The sequence below is a fragment of the Natrialba sp. PRR66 genome, from assembly GCF_034808065.1.
GTDB classification, from domain to species: domain Archaea; phylum Halobacteriota; class Halobacteria; order Halobacteriales; family Natrialbaceae; genus Natrialba; species Natrialba aegyptia.
Map to the genome: position 1 here is coordinate 1 of NZ_JAXHGN010000013.1, position 1,048 is coordinate 1,048.

Below are 1,048 nucleotides of genomic sequence, written 5' to 3' on the forward strand. Positions count from 1 at the left end.
CTCGCTCTTATGTAGAACTGCGGAAAGCCCCCATAACAAGGCAATCGATGGTGATATCGACGGATGCGCCGGTGAGGTTCAACGATCTGATGAGGCCGAACGTGTGAGCGGCCTGTTCCAAGCCCCGCTTGGACAGGCCGCGGAACTTTCGGAGCCACGGTTGAGCGAGCGAAAACAGGCACTCAGCTTGGTTAATGTGGACTCCGTCGGGCGATACATACCGCTCTTTGTGGACAACCGTTCGATGGTCACGATCCATCTCGCGGTACGCTTGGAGGCCGTCCGTCCAGACCTCTCCCAGCGGCTGGGAGAGGTCTTCAGTCTCCTGAATCACTGGCTCGAGATCGCCTTTGTAGTCGATACCACGTTGGCCGCGAATCACACGAAGCGAGTCGCGGCACGCCGCGACGAGCGTCAGCTGATCTCCGTGGCGGCCCCGCCAGCGTGAGCGGCCAGATTGGGACGAGCCGCCGCGAGAACGGCTGTTCCGCGGCGGCTCTTGACCCTTGTAGCCTGAACAGACCTTCCCAGATTCGTCGACCTGTGTCGGCCCGTCGGTGGTCTGGTCGAGCAGCTCCCAAACGACGGGGAAGCCGCGCTGAACCGCGGCTTCCACGTCTCGTATCGCTGTGTGAACGGTCTTGTAAGCGCGCCCAAGTAGCGGCGCGATCTGGTTGATACTCAGCAGCGTGTCTGCGTAGAGGAGGAAAGCGAGAAGCACCTCTCCTGCGGTGAGGTGCTTCTCGTGAAACGGTGTTCCGTAGGTGTAGACCGGCTTAAAATTACAATCACGACATCGAACCCGGTCACTGGTCTCCGATGTCATGAGACGCTGGTGACCGCAGCGTGGACAGGATGTATTCTCCCAGAACTCTTTGAGTCGCCGCTCGATACAGGCATCGAGCGGCTCCGTGTTGATTTCGATAACTCCCAGCTCAATCAGCTGCCGAAACATCCCGCCGAACGCTGGCTGAGTAGAAGCCATATTGCCAGATTAGTACCGGCTCAGTGTAACTATACGGTCTTTCCGCAGTTCTACATAAGAGCG

At 58.7% G+C, this 1,048-nt stretch carries 1 protein-coding gene; it reads right to left on the bottom strand.

Annotation, left to right across the window (positions count from 1 at the left end; translation table 11 throughout):
- Positions 1-7 precede the first annotated feature (7 nt).
- Positions 8-985 carry an IS1595-like element ISNpa1 family transposase gene (locus tag SM755_RS23290; RefSeq protein ID WP_049908065.1) on the bottom strand — a complete coding sequence of 326 codons (978 nt, stop codon included), beginning with the start codon at positions 983-985 and terminating at the stop codon, positions 8-10.
- Positions 986-1,048: the final 63 nt, after the last annotated feature.